Raw genomic sequence first — 14,443 nt, forward strand, 5'->3', positions numbered from 1 at the left:
TGCGCAAGCTTATCCGCCCTACAAGCACTGCGAACTCCGAAACTTGAGTCCTTAACAAATCGGCCAACCATTACGGCTGATATTCCAGCGAGGGAGTACGCATGCAAGTCAATCACCCTGTCACGGATGTGGAAAAGGATTTCAACGGTGATGCCAACATACTGTCCACCACCGATTTGAAAGGGGCCATTTCCTATATCAACCCGGATTTCAGCGCTGTCAGCGGTTTCACGGAAGAGGAGCTGCTGCACCACAACCACAATATTGTGCGTCACCCGGATATGCCGCCGGCCGCATTCCAATCACTCTGGGATACCATAAGGGCCGGCAGGCCCTGGATGGGGTTGGTTAAAAATCGCTGCAAAAATGGTGATTATTACTGGGTGGATGCGCTGGTTACCCCTATCGAACGACATGGCCAGACGGTCGAATATCAATCGGTGCGTTACAAGCCGGGGCGGGAAGGCGTTGCGCGTGCCATACCCCTCTACAAGAAACTGAGTGAAGGGAAAACAGTAGCGCTTAGCTGGCGTGCTCGGCTGGGGCTGCGGAATTTGCTGATCCTGGGTAATTTGCTGGCGCTGCTGCCGGCGACGGCCTTCACTCAGATAGCTGCCGTCCAGCCATTCAGTCTCGGCGGGCTGGTAGTGAGTGCCGTGCTGATTGTGGTGGTCAATAGCGTACTGATGCAGCCGATGGGCGTGCTGATAACACATGCCAAGAGCATTTTCGACAATCCGCTGATGAGTCGGGTCTACAGCAACCGGGATGATGAGTTCGGTCAGATACAGTTGGCGCTGCGCATGCGCCGGTCGCAACTCAATGCGGTGGTCGGCCGGCTGTCGGATACCACCAGGATCTTGCGTGAGACGGCGGATGCGACAGCGGATGCGGCGCAAAATACCAGCGCTGGCGTAGCCGCTCAACAAATTGGGATTGCCCAGGTCGCCACGGCGATGACGGAGATGTCCGCGACTGTCCAGGAGGTCGCCCGTAATGCCGCCATGACGGCGAGACACACGGCGGCGGGTCAGGAGGAGAGCCAGGCCGGCCAGGTGGTTGTGGAGGAGACCATCAGCGCGATGCACGGTCTCAGCGATGAGATCAAGCGAGCATCCGGTGTAATCGAGCAGCTTTCCGGTTACAGCGAAAATATCGGTAGCATCCTGGCGGTGATCAAGGGCATTGCCGAGCAGACCAACCTGCTGGCACTCAACGCCGCCATCGAGGCGGCACGGGCCGGTGAACAGGGGCGTGGCTTTGCCGTGGTGGCCGATGAAGTCAGGACCCTGGCCAGCCGTACCCAGGAGTCGACGCAAGCGATCGAGAAGATGATTGAACACCTGCAGAGTGGGGCGAAGCAGGCGGTGCAGGTCATGGAGTGCAGTCAGGAGAGTGCCGGCAGTTGTGTTGATATTGCCGCACGGGCGGGAGATGCGCTGCGAACCCTGACCGGCACGATAGACAGGATCAGTGAAATGAATCACCAGATCGCGACCGCCTCGGAAGAGCAGAGCGCGGTGGCGGAAGATATCCAAAAGAGTGTCATTAATATCAGCCTGGCGGCTGAAGAGACGTCACTGGGGGCGGGGAAGAGCGCGAAGGTGGCCGAGGAGATCGTGCACTCCATTATCCAATTGGATAGCCTGGTCGAGCAGTTCATGGACAAGCGCGGTTGAGGCATGGCGCACAGGCATGAAACCCCGTTGTGGTTCGCAGGCTCACCCCAACCTTGTATGTTTTGTTCCAAGGTCAGCATAGCCGTGTCAGGCGGTCGGTGAGTTGACCTGGGTTCCGGCTATATTCCGCCGACAGTCACCGATCTGCCGCTTGGCACGGGCCCTGTTGCGGGCAGTTTTCCGCTGCTATACGCCCATATAGCGCTGCTGTGGGCGGATGCTGAGTGCATTTGCCCTCTATTCCACTATCCTTACCCGAAAGACAGCATCGCAGGAGGTTATGGATGAAACCGAGAATCAGCATGATCACCCTGGGTGTCCGGGATCTGCAGGCGTCGGTGCGGTTCTATGAGCAGGGGCTGGGCCTGCCGCGCATGGAATCGCCGCCGGAAGTGGCATTCTTTACCCTGAACGGCAGCTGGCTCGGGCTGTACGGGCGCGAGGCGCTGGCCGAGGATGCCCAGGTTTCGCCGGAGGGCAGTGGATTCGCCGGCTTCGCCCTGGCGCACAACGTGGAGAGCGAGGCCGAGGTGGATCAACTGCTGGCACAGGCGGAGACCGCTGGGGCGACCCTGGTGAAACCGGGCCAGAAGGTTTTCTGGGGCGGCTATTCAGGTTACTTTAAGGACCCCGACGGCCACCTCTGGGAGATCGCCCACAATCCGTTCTTCTGGGTCGGGCCGAGGGACTGATGGGTCTCCTCCAGGGGTCGGAGTCAAACCGCCCGCAGGTGGTGGCTTTTGCGGAGAACTTGGGGCGGTTTGACTCCGACCCCTCATGCACAAGATCCACCAACAGGAAAACCTATGCAGCAGAGTGAATCCGTTTCGAACGGCGTCTTTCCGGAGATGATCTGGTTCGAGGACTTCGCCGTCGGCCAGGTGTTCGAGTATGGCGACTGGGTGATGCGCCGCGACCAGATGATCGCCTTTGCCACCCTGTATGACCCGGAGCCGTTCCACCTGGACGAGGCGGCGGCGGTGGCCCAGGGGTGGGGCGGTCTGATCGCCTCCGGTCCGCAGGTGGCGGCGATCTGGCGACGCCTCAGCAAAGAGGCGTTCCCCAACGCCGAAACGGTGATCTCGCCCGGTTGGGACAATATCCGCTGGCTGAAACCGGTGTTTGCCGGTGACCGGCTTTCGGCCCGCACCGAGATCGCCGAGGCCCGGGAGCTGGGCAGTCGTCCGGGCGAGGGTATGCTCAAGCTGCGGAATGAGATCCGTCGCCAGGGCGGCGAGCTGGTGGCCACCCTCAGCTCCACCTGGTTTGTGCGGCGGCGTCCCGGCTGGGAGGAACGAGCTAACCACTCCGACTGACGGACAGGCGGCCTATACTTTTAGCTGAAAGGCTGTAGCGGTTGGATCGAAATCGGGAGTGACTTGACCATGTTGTCTCATGAAGAACTTGGCGCTGAGTCATTGATTCTTAGTTTACGTCAGGTGAACGCAGCCCCCCTGCGGCTGGGAAGTAGAGGTAGGGTGGATAAGCCAGAGACGCATGCCATCCTCAGGTCCGTGAACGGTACATCCATGTACCACTCCTCATCAGTGCTACGGTGGATGCGCCTACCGGCTTATCCACCCTACAAAAATATCACGTGCTCTTGCTTGATCCAGGTCCGCGTAGCAGGGCGTTGTGCCCGCAAGGCCGTAATCGTCTTATTGTGTCTGTTGCTGGCGCTGGTCGGCTGTGCCTCGGTGCAGGAGCTGCGGGATCGGCGCATTGCCGAGAACCAGGCGTTGTTCGACTCATTCCCGGCGGATATCCAGGAGCAGGTGCGTCAGGGGCAGGTCGAGGTCGGTTTTAACGCCGATATGGTGCGGCTCGCCTGGGGGCCGCCGGACCAGGTCTTCACCCGCACCAGCCGTGACCGGCACGCCACGGTCTGGGGCTATACCCGGGTCAGGCACTATCCCTACACGGACCGTATGAGCATCCCGGTCTATTTCCTCGACAGCCAGGGTCGGCGACACATCTCCTTCCACAGTGTCTGGATCAACTCGGAGACCCGTGAGGAGTACACGGTGGCACGGGTCGAATTCGTAGAGGGGCGGGTTTCGGCCTTCGAACAATTACAGACGGATGACGGGTACGGGTTCTAGGCATCGGTCGGACAAGCCCAACCGCACTGTAGGATGCTGGTGAGCTTGCGAACCGCATCATTCTCGGAAAGACTTGATGCGGTTCGTGTTACTCACCGCATCCTACTACGCTACGTGGCCACCCTACGCGACTAAATGCCGTGCTGCAGTTTCAGCCGCAGCTGCAGTTTCTTGGCCTGTTTGAACGCCTCTTTGAGCATCAGCCGATGCAGCTCGTTCAGGTCATCGGGGTTGATGCGGTTGGTGTCGTCCGGGTCCTCCGCCAGCAGCTGCTGGCGAAAGCGGAAGCGCTGGATCAGGTAGAACGACTCCACCTCCCCGGCCACCTGTTCGGCGGACAGGCGCAGCGGTTCCGCCACCGCCCGCAGCCGGTCCCCGGTGCTGGTGGCCCAGACTCCGTACATCAGGCTCCAGATCCGCGCCGCGTCGACGAACGGCCGCGCTCCGAAGCGTTTCAGGTCGATGCTGTGGGGGTGTTCCACGCCGCCGTCAAAGACAAAACCGCCGGTCCAGCCGAGCGGCGGCCCGCAGGTCAGCGCCTCTTCCGCCAGGGCGCGCAGAAAGCGGGGATGCTCCGGGGGTTGCGGCAGCAGCCAGTTGCGCAGTGCATCCACCAGCTCATAACGACCATACAGCGGGCGGAAATCGAAGAAGATGGTGCTGTTCAGCAGCGCCTTGGGGTCGGGGGTACGCATCCATTCGCTGAAGCGCCCCTTCCACTCGTCCAGGCTCAGGCACCAGGCCGGATTGCCCGCCATGATGCCGCCGCGGCAGAGGCTGAAGCCGCAGGCGTCCAGCCCCTTGTTGACGGCCCGGGCAAAGGGCAGAAACGCCTGGCGCAGCGCGGCGGCGGCACCGGCGTCGTCGGCCTGGAACACCAGGCCGTTGTCCTGGTCGGTGGCGAAGGTCTGCTCCAGCCGCCCCTCGGAGCCCATCACCATCCAGCACCAGGGTACGGCGGGGAGGTCGAATTCGTCCTCGATCAGCTCGATGACGCGCATCACCACCAGGTCGTTGAGGGCCGACATCCAGTGGCAGATGGCCTCGGCGTTCATGCCGCCGCTGAACAGCTCGGCGCCGCGCTGGCGGATGGCGGTGGCGGCCAGGGCCATGTGCGCCACATCCATGGCGGCGGTGACGCCCTCGGCCAGCAGGTCGGCGCCGCCACCGCGCAGACCGAACAGGTCGGCCCGGGAGATGACGTTGCAGAGGTGGCCGTCCGGCTCCAGCAGCACGATATGCCGCACCCCCCGTTTTGCCATCAGCACGGTGGCCCGATGCGCCGGGGCGTCGGCCGGCAGGCTCAGGGGGGCGGCCGTCATCATACCGGCGACCGGCTCATCGAGGCCGCCGCCGTCCAGGGTGATGGCATACACCAGGTCGTTCAGGGTGACGATGCCGAGCGGCAGACTCGCCTGCTCATCCACCACCACCAGGGTGTCGGCCTGCATCTGGTTCAGCCCGGCCAGCGCCTCGCGCACCGTGGCGGAGGGGGGCAGGGTGAGGGGTGGCCGCTGCACCAGCTGGCGCAGCGGGCCCTCGACGAATCCCGGGCCGGCCGCCTGGCTGTAGCCGCCGCTCATCTCCAGGCGTGTTTCGCTGTCGTGCTCCATGTGGGTGGGCCTCCTCATGTCGTCGGTTGCAACAGCGCCTTCACCTGACTGACCAGCTCCCGGGTGGCGAACGGCTTGGTGATATAGGCATCGGCTCCCAGCGCCAGCCCCTTCTCTTTCTCCGCGTCGCGCCCCTTGGCGGTGAGCATGACGATGCGCACCCCGGCCAGTTCCGGGTCCTGGCGTACCGCCTCGCACACCTCGAAACCGTTCAGTTTCGGCATCATGATATCGAGCAGCACCAGGTCCGGCCGGTCGTCGCGGATCCGCCGCAACCCCTCCTCGCCGTCATGGGCCACCGAGACCTCGTAGCCCTCCCGCCGCAACAGGTAGTCAACGGAGATGGCGATGTTCTTTTCATCATCCACGATCAATATATGCTGGCTCATCACTCGATCCTGTCTCGCTTGCCGGCAGCTTGGCGCTGCCTTTTGGCATCCTAAAGGAGAAGATAGCACCCTTTCCGGGAGGGCTTTCCACCCACAGGTGGCCGCCGAAGTGTTCGATGATCTGGCGGCTGATCGGCAGCCCCAGGCCGGTGCCCATGGGGTTGGCCAGGTTGTCGCCGTCGCCGCGCTGGAATTTCTCGAAGATCTGCTCCTGCTGTCCGGCGGAGATGCCGGGACCGTTATCCGCCACGCTCACCTGGTAATCCTCGTCGCCGCCGCTCAGCGTGATGATAATGCGGCCGCTGCCGGCGGGGACGAACTTGACCGCGTTGGAGAGCAGGTTGAGCATCACCTGCAGCAGCCGGTCGCGGTCCGCCCAGACGCGGAAATCGCCCTCGGGGATGCGCGTTTCCACCTCCGTCCCCTTGTCGCGGAACAGCTGGCCGGTGGTTTCGATGGACTGGCGGATCAGTTGCGCCAGATCCACCTCGCCGGTCGTCCACTCGCCGCGTCCCGATTCGATCCTGGCCAGGTCCAGCACCTGATTGACCAGCCGGGTCAGGCGCTCGGTTTCGCCGACGATGATGCCCAGGAAACGTTTGCGGTCGTCCAGCTTGATGCGTGGGTCATCCAGCAGCATCTCCGAGAAGGCGCGGATCGAGGTGAGGGGGGTGCGCAGCTCATGAGTGACCGAGGACATGAAGTCGTCCTTCAACTGGTCCAGCTCCTGCAGCCGGGTGTTGGCCTCGCGCAGTTCGGCGGTGGCCGCCTCCAGCTCCCGCGACTTCTGCTCCAGCTCCTTGCTGTAGGCGCGTATGCGCGAGGCCTCGTCGAGGATGCCCATCACCTCCTCCAGGCCCAGCGGCTCCTCCTGGGCCACCGAGGCCACCATCACCCGCGCCGAGGCGCTGCCGATGGCGCCGGTCAGCAGGGTCTCGGCGAAGTGCACCGTCTCCGCATCGGCCGGCTGGGCCGGGTTATAGCCGGTGCCCCGGTTCCGGGAGAATTCGGCAAACGCCGTGTCAACCTTGTCGCGGCCGAGAAAGCGGCTGGCCAGCCGCTTCAGCTCGGTGACCTCGGCATTGCCGCGCCACAGGCCGATCGCCGGGCGGTCGTATTTCATGGCATCCACGAACAGGCTGGCCTGGGCGGTCTCCTCGGCATTGGGCGGTCGTAGCAGGGAGACCGTCAGGTAGGCGCCGATATTGGCGGTCAGGCTCCAGAACAGGGTGTGACTGATCTCGTTCATCCCCTGCAGACCGAACAGTGCCTGGGGCGCCAGCAGGTTGATGCCGAAGGGTCCGGAATCCAGAAACGTCATCGGCAGCCAGCCGGACTTGGCGAACGAGGGCAGCAGCAGGGTGTAGAGCCAGATCGTGAAACCGGCGCCCAGTCCGGCCAGGGCGCCCGCCTCGGTGCCGCCGCGCCAGTACAGGCCGCCGATCATGGTGGGGGCGAACTGGGCCACCGCGGCAAAACTGATCAGGCCGATGGAGACCAGGGCGTAGGCCTCTCCGGCGACGTGGAAGTAGGTGTAGCCGAGCAGCAGGATGCCGAAGATCGCCCCGCGGCGCACCCGCAGCAGTACCGCCGTGAGGTCGGCCGGTACGCTGCGGGTGCGCCAGTGGCGCAGTAGCACCGGCATCACCAGGTCGTTGCAGACCATGGTGGAGAGGGCGATGGTCTCGACGATCACCATGCCGGTGGCGGCCGACAGCCCGCCCAGGTAGGAGAACATGGCCAGCCACTCCTGGCCGTGGGCGATTGGCAGGGTCAGCACGAAGGTGTCGGCATCGACGCGGCCGTCGGGAAACGCCAGCTGACCGGCCAGGGCGATGGGCAGGACGAAGATGTTGATCAGCAGCAGGTAGAGGGGAAACAGCCAGACCGCGCGGGAGATGTGGCGCTCGCTGCTGTTCTCCACCACCGCCACCTGGAACTGGCGCGGTAGCAGGATTACCGCCATGGCGGCGAGAAAGGAGAAGGTGAACCAGTTCTGGTCGGAGACCGAGGTGGCATTCATCATCGACTGCAGCAGCCCGGCCTCCTGAGCCTGCTGCATGATGTCGGCGAAGCCGCCATAGAGGCCGAAGGTGACGAACAGGCCGACCGCGGTCAGCGCCACCAGTTTCACAATCGACTCGAAGGCGATGGCCGCCACCAGTCCCTCATGGCGTTCGCTGGCGTCCAGGTGGCGGGTACCGAACAGGATGGTGAACAGCGCCAGCAGCAGCGCCACATAGAGCGCGGTGTCCTGCCAGATCGGCAGGGCGGTGGCACTGCCCGGCATGGTGATGTCCGGGTAGTGCATGAGGATGGTGAAGCTGTTGGAGACCGCCTTCAGTTGCAGGGCGATGTAGGGCACCACGCCGACCACCGCGATGACGGTGACCAGCCCGCCCAGCAGGTGGCTCTTGCCGTGGCGCGAGGAGATGAAATCGGCGATCGAGGTGATGCGCTGGGACTTGCTCACGCGGATCATCTTCAGCAGCAGGAACACCCAGAGCGCCGCCCCCAGGGTGGGTCCGAGGTAGATGGGCAGGAAACCGATGCCGCTCTGCACGGCGCGGCCGACGCTGCCGTAATAGGTCCAGGCGGTGCAGTAGACCGCCAGCGAGAGGGCGTAGACCGTGGGGTGGGCGATCACCGAGCGCCCCTGGTCGGCGCGCCGGTCGGCCCAGTAGGCGATAGCGAACAACAGGCCCAGATAGAGGAAGGAAGTGACGACGATGAGCGGGCCGCCGAGCATGCTCAATGTCCCGCCCGTTGTTGTGGGGTACGGACCGGCATCACTTTTGACTACTGCTGATGATCAGGGCCATGGCGGCGATCAGGATGGCCCAGACACTGAACAGGTAGAGGTAGATCATCGGGATGCCAAGCCAGAACAGCGGCCGGTCGAACAGCGACACGATGGGAGAGAACAGCAGCAGCATGCCGGTCAGGAAGACCGCCAGCAGCCGTTGACTGGTGAGAATGGCCCGTCGCATGCCAGCCCTCTTGGTAGTGACTTTTATTCACCCAAGTATAGGACAAAGCCATGCCGGGGGGCAGTGGCATGGGGAACGACTCGTTCCGGGCCGAAATTGCGGCGGAAACACCGCGCGCCGCCCGTACCAGCGTATTCAACCGCGAAGGACGCAAAGTGCGCAAAGAGGTACCATGGCTTACCTTCATTTCCGTCCTCAGGTCCGTAAACGGTGCATCCTTGCACCACTCCTCCGGTCCAACCCGGCTGGTGAAGGATTGGGAGAATACAAGTCGGTGTTTTCCTTCGTGTTCTTTGCGTCCTTAGCGGTTGAAATGAGATTTTTAGGTTCAGCGTGCGCCGATCAACTCGATGGGGTAGCCGTCCGGGTCCTCGACAAAGGCGATGACGGTGTGGCCGGCGTTCATCGGCCCGGCCTCGCGCAGGATCCGGCCGCCCTGCGCCTTGATCTGCTCGGTGGCCTGGTAGACATCATCCACCTCGATGGCGATATGGCCGTAGCCATTGCCCAGGTCGTAGGAGTCCACGCCCCAGTTGTAGGTCAGCTCGATGACGCTCTGTGTCGATTCGTCGCCGTAGCCGAGAAAGGCGAGGGTGAATTCACCCTCCGGGTAATCCTGCTGGCGCAGCAGCCGCATCCCCAGGATCCGGGTATAGAAGTCGATGGCGCGCTGCAGGTCGCCGGTACGCAGCATGGTGTGGAGTATTCTCATCGGTCTGCTCCTTGGGTGGTGGTGAATGATTTTATAAACCTCAATTAACCGCGAAGAGTGCAAAGTACACAAAGAGATACAGCGGTGTATCCCCATCTTCGATCCAACCAGGAAGGTGAAGGTCCAGGAGAATGCAAGTCAAAGTTTTACTTCGCGTTCCTTGCGTCCTTGGCGGTTGAAATGCGGTTTCTGGGAAAGTTACGTCATTGTGCCTCGCGTGGCTGGGGCAACGGGTCCTCCAGCTCCTCATGCAGGCGGATCGGCGTGTGGTTCTCCGGGCGCGCGCCGGTGGCGTCGGCATAATAGGCGCGGATGCGCGCCATGTCGGCCGCTATATCGCCCGTCGGCACGAAGCAGAGGCCGATCCGCGCGGTCTTGCTGGCGTAATCCAGGGAGCCGCACAGCAGCGGTACCCCGGTCGCCAGGGCGATGCGGTAGAAGCCGGACTTCCAGTACTCCCGGCGGCTGCGGGTGCCGTCCGGGGTGATCGCCAACACCATGCGGTCCGCGGCTTGAAGCTGCCGGCCCAGCTGTGCGGCGACGCCGCTCGGGTGCCCGCGATCGACGGGGATCCCGCCCAGCCAGCGCATGAGGCCGCCATAAGGCCGGCGGAACAGGATGTGTTTGCCGACCCAGTGGATTCGCAACCGCAGTACATAGGTGGCGGCGATGCCGATGGGAAAGTCCCAGTTGCTGGTATGGGGGGCGCCGATCAGCAGGAACTTGTTACCCGGGGGGATCTCCCCCTCCACCTTCCAGCCCATCAGGGTCAGGATGAGGCGGCCGATCCAGTAGCTGATCAGGTTGGTGGTCGGACAATCGTGGGTGATTCGAGCACTGCGCATGGGCACCTTTGCGGCTCCCGGGAGCCGGTTTAAATAAATAAATTTGGAATCCATGCCCATAAAACTACGGAGGTGTCGGAGTCAAACCGGGCCCGGTCCGGTGAACCGATGCACGGTAGGGAGCCGGTTTGACTCCGACACCTGTGGGTATCATGCTCATGATACCGGTTCAATATTGGCTGCGCCCCCCCGATTCGCCGGTTACTCCTCGATGCAGCCCAGGTCGAAGCGGATCCCCTGGCTGGTGACTCCGAGGTGGGGCTGGCCGTCCCGTTCAAACGGCTCGCCCAGCTCCACCAGCGCCAGGTAGACGCTGCGGCTGATCAGCGCATCCAGGTTGTCGCGAAAGTGGATATAGGGGCGCGGTTCGCCGCTGGCGGGATCGAACAGCACGCGGATCGGATGGTCCGCATCCGCCACGATCTGTTCGCCCAGGTTGGTGGTGAACAGCAGGCTGGGTTGCGGCTCCGTGAGCCGCTCCAGCTGCACCGCGACAAAGGGGGCGTCGTCCACCCGGATACGCATCTTCTCGGCCGGGGTCAGCAGGTAGTATTCACCGTCCGCCTCGTGCCGCAACACCGAGGCGAACAGTTTCACCAGTGACTCGCGGTGGATCGGGCTGCCCTCGTGATACCAGGTGCCGTCACGGGCAATGCGGATATCGATATCGCCGCACAGTGATGGCTGCCACGGCTGCCGGGCGGTGCTGTGGGCTTCCCGGGTCTTGATCTGTTCAAGGATCTGGTCGAGTCTGGACATCCAATGGTTGCCTGTGGTGGCCGTAATCATACGGATTATCTCAAAGAATAGCCGACACCGGGATGGTGCATCGGTCCCCCGTGGGCTTCGGGACTGGGGGGGATGCGCCCACCGGTCTGCCCCCCCGTCATCGGGTCCGGGGCGTGAGCCGGCGGCACAGGACGACAGCCTCCGCGGGACAGAGGTCGGCGAACTGGCGGGTCTGGCGGATGCTGGCCGGCGTCGCGTCACGGGCCACTTCGTGAAACCCCCGGCGGCGGAAATAGTCGGCGGCCGAGGTGGTCAACAGATAGAGCGTCGACGCCCCCTGCCCGGTGGCGACGTGCTGGATATGCCGGACCAAACCAGCCGCCAGCCCCCGGCCCCGGTATTCGGGATCCACCACCAGGGAGCGCAGCAGAGCCTCCTGCCCATGGCACTCGATTCCGGCCAGGGCGACGGCCTCGCCCTCCAGCTCGATCAGGTAGAAGCGGGCCTGCGGATTGAGGCCCACATCCCCGGTCGGCAAGCCGGCGGAGCGCAGCAGATGCCTCACGCTATCAAGATCGGTTGCGGGTATGATGTGCATCGGTTTTCCTCGGTCCGCCGGGGGAAGGCACCCACTCGCAGGGACGGCCGGCATGGCCACTGGTTGTTTTGAGATTTCCTGATTACCCACCAGACTCAGCCATGGCCGAATACCGTCTATTTAAGCCGCGAATGAACGCGAATACACGCAAATATTGATTAAGACAACCACCCGCTCAGGATTTAAGCAGGACCGACACATGCCCGAAAATGATCGGTACTCCCCAAACCAGCGGATAAGATGTTTACGAAATGACATTATCCGCGTTCATTTGCGTTCATTCGCGGCTAATATTTTCCGCAACTCAGCTGAGTTAAATGGGTAATCAGGTGAAATTTTGCTATGCCGCAACGTTTGAGTCTATGGCGACGCGAAGCCACCCCCACCCTGCTGCTGGCGGGGCCCCTGGTGGTGGCCCAGCTGCTGCAGGTGGGGATGGGTTTCATCGACACGGTGATGGCCGGACGCCTCGGCGCCTCGGCACTGGCCGCGGTCGGCCTCGGCTCCTCGCTCTGGGGGCTGATGCTGCTCGCCTGTATCGGTGCCACCCTGGCGATCTCGCCCCTGGTGGCCCATCTGAACGGCGCCGGCAATGACCGGGCGATCGCCGCCGAGTTCCATCAGGGGCTCTGGGTAGCCGTTCTGGTTGGGGTGGTGGCGGTCCCGCTGACCTACGGCATGGCGGCGGCGCTGCCGCTGCTGGCGATCGATCCGGAAATCGCCCCCCTGGCCGCCGACTATCTGCGAATCAGCGCCTGGGGCATGCCGGGACTCTGTCTCTACCTCGCTCCGCGCTATCTGAACGAGGGGCTGAGCAACACCAAGCCAGTGATGCTGGTGCAGGCGCTGCTGCTGCCGCTCAATATTCTGGGCAACTACTTGTTCATGTATGGGTTCATGTTCGGCGGTTTCGGCTTTCCGGCCATGGGGGCCGCCGGGGCGGCGCTGTCGACCGCTATCGGCCTCTGGCTGGGGGCGCTGATGATGTTTGGCTATCTTGCGCGCAGCCGGCGCTTCCGGGATCTGGCGCTGTTTGTGGCGTTCTCCGGACCGCGCCCGAAGGAGATCGCGCGCATCCTCAGACTGGGTCTGCCGATTGCCGTCTCCATCATTATGGAGGTGGGCATGTTCAGCGCCGTGGCGATCCTCATGGGCCGCCTGGGCAAGGTGGAGATGGCGGCCCATCAGATCGCCCTCAACTACGCGGCCATGATGTTCATGCTGCCGCTGAGCATCGCCCAGGCGATCACCATCCGGGTCGGCCATGCCGCCGGCGCCGGGGACTATGCGCTGGCGCTGATCCGGGGGCGGGTCGGGATTGTCATGGCCGGCGGCATCATGGCGCTCTCCGCCACGCTGCTGCTGCTGTTTCCGGAACTGATTGTCGCCCTCTACACCCGTGACAGCGGCGTCGCCGAGATGGCCATGACCCTGCTGTTTGCCGCAGCGCTGTTTCAGTTCTCCGATGGCCTGCAGGTCTCCGCCTCCGGCGCCCTGCGCGGACTGAAAGACACCGCCGTGCCCATGTTCATCACCATGTTCTCCTATTGGGGTGTCGGCTTTCCCTCCGCCTGGATCATCGGTATCGAATGGGGCGTGGGGCCACAGGGCCTGTGGGGTGGATTGGCGGTGGGCCTGACCACCGCCGCGCTATTGCTCAACCTGCGTTTTTATCTGCTGGGGCGCAAGCGGGTGATGCGCGAGTGAAGGCGGGGTGGCGCATGCCATCTGCAGGGCGCCGTGCCGGAATCGCGAATCGGCATAAAGTCGAATAGACCTAAGTCTAATCCTCCCCGCGGCTCGACTTAGGTCCAATGAACTAATTGCCAACAGTAAAAAATCCCAGTCCGCACATTATATCCCTGTTCCCATTGCCGCATGCCGGGACTTATTTCTGCGCGAGCCGTTAAATCGCGTATCACAAATATAACAGGAGGATTTAGGTATGAGTTTACTCATTGCGTTATCAATCAGCATCAGTCTGCTTGGCGGGATTGCCACCTGGGCATTTTTGTCAGCCTGGAGCGGGCCCGTACTGATCTGGGCGGCGTTTGTCGCCTGGGGTTGTTTCTATCATTCCGGCGGTGACGATGCCGCGCTCAAGAACACCATCGTCGGCAATATCTTCGGTGTGGTTTGCGCCTGGACCGCGGCAGTGGTCATTCTCCTGATCCCGCTGGCCGCCGCGCTGACCTTGCCGGTGTGGGCAGGGATTGTGGTGGGGACTACCGTACTGGTCGTGGTCCTGGCCGCCCACATCCCGGCCTTCTCGGTCATTCCCGCTTCCGTTTACGGTTATGCATCGACCTTTGCCTTCCTGCTGCAGACCCCACAGGCGTTGACAGTGGAAAGCCTGACTGCGTTGAATTTCGGCAATGCCCTGCTGATTGTCCCGGCTTCCATGATCCTCGGCGCACTCTTCGGTTATGCCTCGGCCAAACTCGGTGGCGCCCTGGTCGGCAAAGCACCGGCCACCGCCTGACGGTAAAATCGGGCTTCACTATCCGAGCGCCGGCGAAACGACGGAACCTGGCAGCCGCTGGGTTCCGTCATTTGCTGTTGGTCAGGGCTAATACGATCAGTCCCTTCTCCACTACGCGAAGGGTGTGTCGAAAGGGTACCGGTTCGAAAGGCACTTAACTTAAGGCGAATTGCAGGGTTTTCGTCATTCCATCCTTAGGTCCGTAACCGGTGCATGGCATCCTCGGCTCCGTAAATGGTACATCCCTGTACCACTCCTCCTGCACCACTCCTCCGGCCTGCGCCGGGAAGACGGTGGTTCTTGG

General features: G+C 62.9%; 14 protein-coding genes. 6 read left to right on the forward strand and 8 right to left on the reverse strand.

Annotated features, from left to right (window positions below):
* Positions 1 to 101: 101 nt before the first annotated feature.
* The 4 genes from NPX02_RS15160 to NPX02_RS15175 all read left to right on the forward strand — a co-directional run bounded on the left by NPX02_RS15160 (position 102) and on the right by NPX02_RS15175 (position 3,781).
* Complete coding sequence (locus tag NPX02_RS15160) at positions 102 to 1,679, forward strand: methyl-accepting chemotaxis protein (RefSeq protein WP_260294610.1); 1,578 nt, start codon at positions 102 to 104, stop codon at positions 1,677 to 1,679.
* A 284-nt stretch (positions 1,680 to 1,963) separates the two neighbouring features.
* Entirely contained in the window at positions 1,964 to 2,371 is a 408-nt protein-coding gene (locus NPX02_RS15165) for a VOC family protein (RefSeq protein WP_260294611.1), read from the forward strand.
* A 114-nt stretch (positions 2,372 to 2,485) separates the two neighbouring features.
* Positions 2,486 to 2,995 (forward strand): MaoC/PaaZ C-terminal domain-containing protein, encoded by a 510-nt coding sequence (locus tag NPX02_RS15170; protein ID WP_260294612.1) that lies wholly within the window; start codon positions 2,486 to 2,488, stop codon positions 2,993 to 2,995.
* A gap of 345 nt (positions 2,996 to 3,340) precedes the next feature.
* The gene (locus NPX02_RS15175) at positions 3,341 to 3,781 is read left to right on the forward strand and encodes a hypothetical protein (protein WP_260294613.1); all 441 of its coding nucleotides are present in this window, start codon (positions 3,341 to 3,343) and stop codon (positions 3,779 to 3,781) included.
* Positions 3,782 to 3,912: 131 nt separating this feature from the next.
* Here the strand turns inward: NPX02_RS15175 and NPX02_RS15180 are convergent, their stop codons facing one another.
* The 8 genes from NPX02_RS15180 to arsN2 form a co-directional block, all read right to left on the reverse strand.
* Positions 3,913 to 5,394 carry a DUF294 nucleotidyltransferase-like domain-containing protein gene (locus tag NPX02_RS15180; RefSeq protein WP_260294614.1) on the reverse strand — a complete coding sequence of 494 codons (1,482 nt, stop codon included), beginning with the start codon at positions 5,392 to 5,394 and terminating at the stop codon, positions 3,913 to 3,915.
* Between the two features lie 14 nt (positions 5,395 to 5,408).
* Positions 5,409 to 5,783 carry a response regulator gene (locus tag NPX02_RS15185; protein ID WP_260294615.1) on the reverse strand — a complete coding sequence of 125 codons (375 nt, stop codon included), beginning with the start codon at positions 5,781 to 5,783 and terminating at the stop codon, positions 5,409 to 5,411.
* On the reverse strand, positions 5,755 to 8,532 hold the full coding sequence (locus NPX02_RS15190; protein WP_260294616.1) for a sensor histidine kinase: 2,778 nt from the start codon (positions 8,530 to 8,532) through the stop codon (positions 5,755 to 5,757). The genes NPX02_RS15185 and NPX02_RS15190 overlap by 29 nt, the downstream gene beginning before the upstream one ends.
* A gap of 40 nt (positions 8,533 to 8,572) precedes the next feature.
* A complete protein-coding gene (locus NPX02_RS15195; RefSeq protein ID WP_260294617.1) occupies positions 8,573 to 8,773 on the reverse strand; it encodes a hypothetical protein in 201 nt (66 codons plus the stop codon).
* A gap of 328 nt (positions 8,774 to 9,101) precedes the next feature.
* The gene (gene gloA / locus NPX02_RS15200) at positions 9,102 to 9,485 is read right to left on the reverse strand and encodes a lactoylglutathione lyase (RefSeq protein ID WP_260294618.1); all 384 of its coding nucleotides are present in this window, start codon (positions 9,483 to 9,485) and stop codon (positions 9,102 to 9,104) included.
* 203 nt (positions 9,486 to 9,688) lie between these two features.
* On the reverse strand, positions 9,689 to 10,330 hold the full coding sequence (locus NPX02_RS15205) for a lysophospholipid acyltransferase family protein (protein WP_260294619.1): 642 nt from the start codon (positions 10,328 to 10,330) through the stop codon (positions 9,689 to 9,691).
* A 201-nt stretch (positions 10,331 to 10,531) separates the two neighbouring features.
* Complete coding sequence (locus tag NPX02_RS15210; protein ID WP_260294620.1) at positions 10,532 to 11,089, reverse strand: DUF1285 domain-containing protein; 558 nt, start codon at positions 11,087 to 11,089, stop codon at positions 10,532 to 10,534.
* Between the two features lie 127 nt (positions 11,090 to 11,216).
* Positions 11,217 to 11,657, reverse strand: a complete 441-nt coding sequence (arsN2, locus tag NPX02_RS15215; protein WP_260294621.1) for an arsenic resistance N-acetyltransferase ArsN2 — start codon at positions 11,655 to 11,657, stop codon at positions 11,217 to 11,219.
* 342 nt (positions 11,658 to 11,999) lie between these two features.
* On the opposite strand from arsN2, the gene NPX02_RS15220 reads away from it, so the two are divergent.
* Together NPX02_RS15220 and NPX02_RS15225 are read left to right on the forward strand one after the other, a co-directional pair.
* A complete protein-coding gene (locus tag NPX02_RS15220) occupies positions 12,000 to 13,364 on the forward strand; it encodes an MATE family efflux transporter (RefSeq protein WP_260294622.1) in 1,365 nt (454 codons plus the stop codon).
* A 238-nt stretch (positions 13,365 to 13,602) separates the two neighbouring features.
* The gene (locus NPX02_RS15225; protein WP_260294623.1) at positions 13,603 to 14,139 is read left to right on the forward strand and encodes a DUF1097 domain-containing protein; all 537 of its coding nucleotides are present in this window, start codon (positions 13,603 to 13,605) and stop codon (positions 14,137 to 14,139) included.
* Positions 14,140 to 14,443 lie beyond the last annotated feature (304 nt).

Origin of the sequence: Sedimenticola hydrogenitrophicus (genome assembly GCF_025175675.1) — a bacterium.
Taxonomy (GTDB): Bacteria; Pseudomonadota; Gammaproteobacteria; order Chromatiales; family Chromatiaceae; genus Sedimenticola; species Sedimenticola hydrogenitrophicus.

Excerpts from the sequence above, each read along its gene's own strand:
- NPX02_RS15160 (WP_260294610.1), top strand. The coding sequence starts at position 102 with ATGCAAGTCAATCACCCTGTCACGGATGTGGAAAAGGATTTCAACGGT.
- NPX02_RS15190 (WP_260294616.1), bottom strand. The coding sequence starts at position 8,532 with ATGCTCGGCGGCCCGCTCATCGTCGTCACTTCCTTCCTCTATCTGGGC.
- gloA (WP_260294618.1), bottom strand. The coding sequence starts at position 9,485 with ATGAGAATACTCCACACCATGCTGCGTACCGGCGACCTGCAGCGCGCC.
- NPX02_RS15205 (WP_260294619.1), bottom strand. The coding sequence starts at position 10,330 with ATGCGCAGTGCTCGAATCACCCACGATTGTCCGACCACCAACCTGATC.
- NPX02_RS15210 (WP_260294620.1), bottom strand. The coding sequence starts at position 11,089 with ATGTCCAGACTCGACCAGATCCTTGAACAGATCAAGACCCGGGAAGCC.
- NPX02_RS15185 (WP_260294615.1), bottom strand. The coding sequence starts at position 5,783 with ATGAGCCAGCATATATTGATCGTGGATGATGAAAAGAACATCGCCATC.
- NPX02_RS15220 (WP_260294622.1), top strand. The coding sequence starts at position 12,000 with ATGCCGCAACGTTTGAGTCTATGGCGACGCGAAGCCACCCCCACCCTG.
- NPX02_RS15180 (WP_260294614.1), bottom strand. The coding sequence starts at position 5,394 with ATGGAGCACGACAGCGAAACACGCCTGGAGATGAGCGGCGGCTACAGC.
- NPX02_RS15225 (WP_260294623.1), top strand. The coding sequence starts at position 13,603 with ATGAGTTTACTCATTGCGTTATCAATCAGCATCAGTCTGCTTGGCGGG.
- NPX02_RS15195 (WP_260294617.1), bottom strand. The coding sequence starts at position 8,773 with ATGCGACGGGCCATTCTCACCAGTCAACGGCTGCTGGCGGTCTTCCTG.
- NPX02_RS15165 (WP_260294611.1), top strand. The coding sequence starts at position 1,964 with ATGAAACCGAGAATCAGCATGATCACCCTGGGTGTCCGGGATCTGCAG.
- NPX02_RS15170 (WP_260294612.1), top strand. The coding sequence starts at position 2,486 with ATGCAGCAGAGTGAATCCGTTTCGAACGGCGTCTTTCCGGAGATGATC.
- arsN2 (WP_260294621.1), bottom strand. The coding sequence starts at position 11,657 with ATGCACATCATACCCGCAACCGATCTTGATAGCGTGAGGCATCTGCTG.